This is a genomic window from Natronococcus sp. (assembly GCF_047921035.1).
Classification (GTDB): Archaea; Halobacteriota; Halobacteria; order Halobacteriales; family Natrialbaceae; genus Natronococcus.
The window spans coordinates 1-4,136 of sequence record NZ_JBLRWX010000168.1; the positions used below are offsets into that span (position 1 = coordinate 1).

General features: G+C 66.2%; 4 protein-coding genes. 1 reads left to right on the forward strand and 3 read right to left on the reverse strand.

The window, feature by feature from the left end; genetic code table 11:
• Window positions 1–275: 275 nt before the first annotated feature.
• Complete coding sequence (locus tag ACNA7R_RS19435) at window positions 276–1,094, reverse strand: enoyl-CoA hydratase/isomerase family protein (protein ID WP_416285168.1); 819 nt, start codon at window positions 1,092–1,094, stop codon at window positions 276–278.
• Complete coding sequence (locus ACNA7R_RS19440) at window positions 1,091–1,978, reverse strand: 3-hydroxyacyl-CoA dehydrogenase family protein (RefSeq protein WP_416285170.1); 888 nt, start codon at window positions 1,976–1,978, stop codon at window positions 1,091–1,093. Before ACNA7R_RS19440 ends, ACNA7R_RS19435 begins: the two co-directional genes overlap by 4 nt.
• Window positions 1,979–2,083: 105 nt before the next feature.
• Here ACNA7R_RS19440 and ACNA7R_RS19445 point away from each other — a divergent pair, with 105 nt between their 5' ends.
• Complete coding sequence (locus ACNA7R_RS19445; RefSeq protein WP_416285172.1) at window positions 2,084–3,220, forward strand: thiolase family protein; 1,137 nt, start codon at window positions 2,084–2,086, stop codon at window positions 3,218–3,220.
• Window positions 3,221–3,645: 425 nt separating this feature from the next.
• Here ACNA7R_RS19445 and ACNA7R_RS19450 read toward each other — a convergent pair.
• The coding region (locus ACNA7R_RS19450; RefSeq protein ID WP_416285174.1) for an acyl-CoA dehydrogenase family protein at window positions 3,646–4,136 on the reverse strand (491 nt) is incomplete at its 5' end.

Genomic DNA, 4,136 nt, shown 5'->3' on the forward strand with positions numbered 1-4,136 from the left:
TGCTGCTGAGCCCCCAGTAGGTCTCCCTCGTCACCTCCGTCTGCGCGAGGACGTTCATGTTCAATTAGGCGGGGAGCTGTGACTTAGTTCTTGTTCAGTACCGGCTTCTCGATGCTCGATATCTCTCCGCGGAGCTATTCTTCTTCGAATCGGCTCGACATTTCGTCCGTAGAACTAACGAAAGAACGACGAATGAACTCGCAGGCGAACGCTACCCCAAAAATCCGACTATCGCTGAGTATCGATAAGCCACGGCGGCGAGATCGGGACGAGGCTTACTTCCCTTCGAACTCCGGCTCGCGTCCCTCGAGGAACGCTTCGATCCCCTCGTCTTTGTCCTCGGTTGCGAAGAGTTGGACGAACAGCTCGGACTCGTACTCGAGGCCCTCCTCGAGGCTCATCCTGGAGCCGGCCTTGACGGCCTTCTTGCCGAACTCGAGAGCGATCGGACTCTTCTCGGCCATCGATTCGGCGAGGTCGTAGACGGCGTCGTCGAGGTCGTCCTCGGCCGCGACGTCGTCGACCAGCCCGATCTCGCGCGCTTCCTCGGCGTCGATCAGTTCGCCCGAGAGGACGAGCCGCATCGCCTGTCCCTCGCCGACGAGGCGGGCGAGACGCTGGGTGCCGCCGCCGCCGGGGATGAGCCCGAGGTTGATCTCGGGCTGACCGAGCTTCGCGCCCGCCCGGGCGATCCGGACGTCGCAGGCCTGTGCGAGTTCGCAGCCGCCGCCGAGCGCGTGGCCGTTGATCCGCGCGATGACGGGAATCGAGGCGTCGTCAACGGTTTCGTAGACCCGCGGGCGGCTGCTGGCCTCGCGCTGCTCGACGAGCCCGCGATCCTGGAACTCCGTAACGTCCGCGCCGGCGACGAACGCGCCCGATCCCTCGCCGCCGGTGAGCACGAGCACGCGAACGTCGTCGTCCACCTCCGCAGCGGCGACTGCGTCCTTCAGCTCCGTTCGGACCTGGCCGTTGAGCGCGTTGCGGGCATCGGGACGCTCGATGGCGACCGTGGCGACCCGGTCGGCGCGCTCGCCGACCTCGACGGAGAGGAGGTTGTACTCGTCCGCGAGGACGTCGCGAGCGTCGCTCATCGCTCGTCACCCCAGTCGCCGCTCGTGCCGACGCGCTCGCCGTCCTCCCAGACGTAGAAGCCCTCGCCGGACTTCTTGCCGAGCTTACCCGCCCGAACCTTCCGGCGCAGCGCCTGCGGCGGTTTGAACCGCTCGCCGAGCTCCTCGCGGAGGTGTTCGGCGATGTGCAGCCGGACGTCCAGCCCGACGTGGTCACCGAGCTCGATCGGTCCCATCGGGTAGCCGTAGCCGAGTTTCATCGCCTCGTCGATGTCAGCCGGGCTGGCGACGCCCTCCTCGACCATCCGGATCGCCTCGAGCCCTGTCACCAGCCCCAGCCGCGAGGTGGCGAAACCGGCGCTGTCGCGGACGACGACGTCCTCCTTGTCGATCCCGCGGACGTAGTCGACGGCGAATTCCTCCGTTCGCGCGTCGGTCTGCTCGGCGATCACAATCTCGACCAGGTCCATCAGGTGCGGCGGGTTGAAGAAGTGGAGCCCGACGGCGCGCTCGGGTTGCTCGAGGGCGCTGGCCATCTCCGTCACCGACAGCGAGGACGTGTTCGAGGCGATGATCGTCTCCGCGTCGGCGGCGTCCTCGACGTCCGCGAAGACGTCCTTCTTGAGACCCATGTCCTCGGGAACGGCCTCGACCACGAGGTCGGCGTCGGCGACGGCGTCCGCGAGGTCGGTCGTCCCCTCGATCCGCGCGATCGCCTCCTCCATCTCCGCTTCCGAGAGCTTGTCCCGGTCGACGCCGCCCTGGAGATTTTGGCGGATACCCTCGAGCCCGTCCTCGACGAGGTCGGCCTCGATATCCCGGAGGACGACGTCGTGGCCCGCCATCGCGGACACCTGTGCGATTCCGTGGCCCATACTCCCGGCTCCGAGGACTGCAACGTACATGTGCTACCACACCCAACAGATCGTGAAAAACGTTCCCGTTCTCACGCTGACGTTCGCCGGTACGGAGAACGCAGCGCCTTTGTCCGTCGAGTGTGAGCTACCCCCATGGCCGCACAGCAGCCCGTAGTCGTACAGGCAGTAAGAACCCCGCAGGGAAAACACGGCGGCGTCTTCGCCGAGACCGGAAGCGAGGAGCTCTCGGTGCCGCTGGTCGACGCGATGCTCGAGCGAACGGGACTCGCCGGCGCGGACGTCGACGACGTCCGCTGGGGGTGTGCGAAGCAGGTGGACGAGCAGAGCAACAACATCGCCCGCGTCATCGCCCTGCTCTCGGAACTTGGCGAGGAGGTACCGGGGACGACGATCGACCGCCTCTGTGCCTCCTCCGCGGAGGCGATCGCGAGCGCGAGCGACGCGATTCGGGCCGGCCAGCGCGAGGTTATCGTCGCCGGCGGCGTCGAGAACATGTCCCGCAACGAGCGTCGACGGGGGATCGACGCCTACGGCGGCATCGCCGAGCAGTACGACGTCGCGGGCTTACAGATGGGTCGGACGGCCGAAACGGTCGCCCGCAGACACGACATCTCTCGAGAGCGCCAGGACGCCTACGGTGCCCGGAGTCAGCAGCGCGCCTGCGAGGCGACCGAAGCGGGACGGTTCGACGACGAGATCGTGCCGATCGACACCGGAGAAACGGTCGTCGAGGTGGACGAGGGACTCCGGCCGGGCACGACGAAGGAGAAGATTGCCAGCCTGCCGCCGGCGTTCGAGGAGGACGGCACCGTCACCGCCGCGAACGCCTCGCAGATCTCCGACGGCGCGGCGGCCGTACTGGTCACCTCGAGGGCGTTCGCCGAGGAGCGCGGCCTCGAGGTGCTGGCCGAGATCGAGGCCCACGAGGTCGCCGGCGTCGACCCGCGGGTGATGGGGATCGGGCCGGTACCCGCGGTCCGGAGGCTCTGGGAGCGAAACGGCCGGTCGGCCGACGACTACGACCTCGTCGAACTCAACGAGGCGTTCGCCAGCCAGACGCTGTACTGCAGGGACGAACTCGGCTTCGACGACGAGATATTCAACGTTAACGGCGGTGCGATCGCCATTGGCCACCCGCTCGGTGCGTCGGGCGCGCGGCTGCCCGTAACGCTGATTCACGAACTGCGTCGGCGGAGCGGCGGCCTCGGGCTGGCGACGATGTGCGTCGGCTACGGTCAGGGCATGGCGCTCGAGTTCCGGGTTCCATAGCAAGGCTGTCGCGACGTACTGGTAGCATCGCGAGTTCGGTATTCAGAAACCACCCACGAAATGTCTGATACTGCAGGTACTTCTCGACCAATTCCAGTTGCTGTAGGAGAGCGACTGGAGGGATCGTTTTGCGTATCGTGGACACAGGGGATTTCCACACCCTCCCCAACCGATTCCTGCTCACGGGCCGCCGGCCTGTTCGCATGGTTCGCGGAACCTTCGGTTCCGCGCTAACCTCGGTCACTCTGTTCCCTCGTTCATCCCTCGCACAACGTCGAACCACGGTTCGCGAGTTCGCTCACCGTGGCTCAGCGCGCGCCACCGCAACTCGGATTGACGAGGCCGACGGTCGTCCTCACTTTCACGAAGCAGATGATTTACGTATTCCGAGTCTGCCGACAAAATCGAACGGAACGCCGTGCCCCTTACAGGAGCTGGTCGGCGATAATGTTCTTCTGGATCTCGCTCGTGCCCTCGTAGATCTTCGTGATGCGGGCGTCGCGGTAGTACCGTTCGGCGGGGTAGTCCGTGACGTAACCCGAGCCGCCGTGGACCTGGATCGCCTCGTCGGCGACGTCGACGGCGTGCTCGGAGGCGAATAGCTTCGCCATGCTCGAGAACCGGGCGGCGATCTCCTGGTTCCCCTGTTCGACCTGCGTCGCGGCGCGGTAGGTCAGCGACCGGGCGGCCTCGACGTTGGTCGCCATCTCCGCGAGTTTGTGTTGAATCGCCTGAAATTCCGAGATCGGCTGGTCGAACTGCTCGCGCTCGGTCGCGTACTCGAGGGCCGAATCTAGCGCACCTTGGGCGGCGCCGACGGCTTGAGCGGCGACGCTGGTGCGCCCGGAGGCGAAGAACTCCATCAGCTGGTAAAAGCCCTCGTCGACTTCACCGATGACGTTCTCCTCGGGAACGC

Bases quoted from the DNA above. Each gene is read 5' to 3' on its own strand.
- ACNA7R_RS19435 (WP_416285168.1), bottom strand. From the start codon at position 1,094: ATGAGCGACGCTCGCGACGTCCTCGCGGACGAGTACAACCTCCTCTCC.
- ACNA7R_RS19440 (WP_416285170.1), bottom strand. From the start codon at position 1,978: ATGTACGTTGCAGTCCTCGGAGCCGGGAGTATGGGCCACGGAATCGCA.
- ACNA7R_RS19445 (WP_416285172.1), top strand. From the start codon at position 2,084: ATGGCCGCACAGCAGCCCGTAGTCGTACAGGCAGTAAGAACCCCGCAG.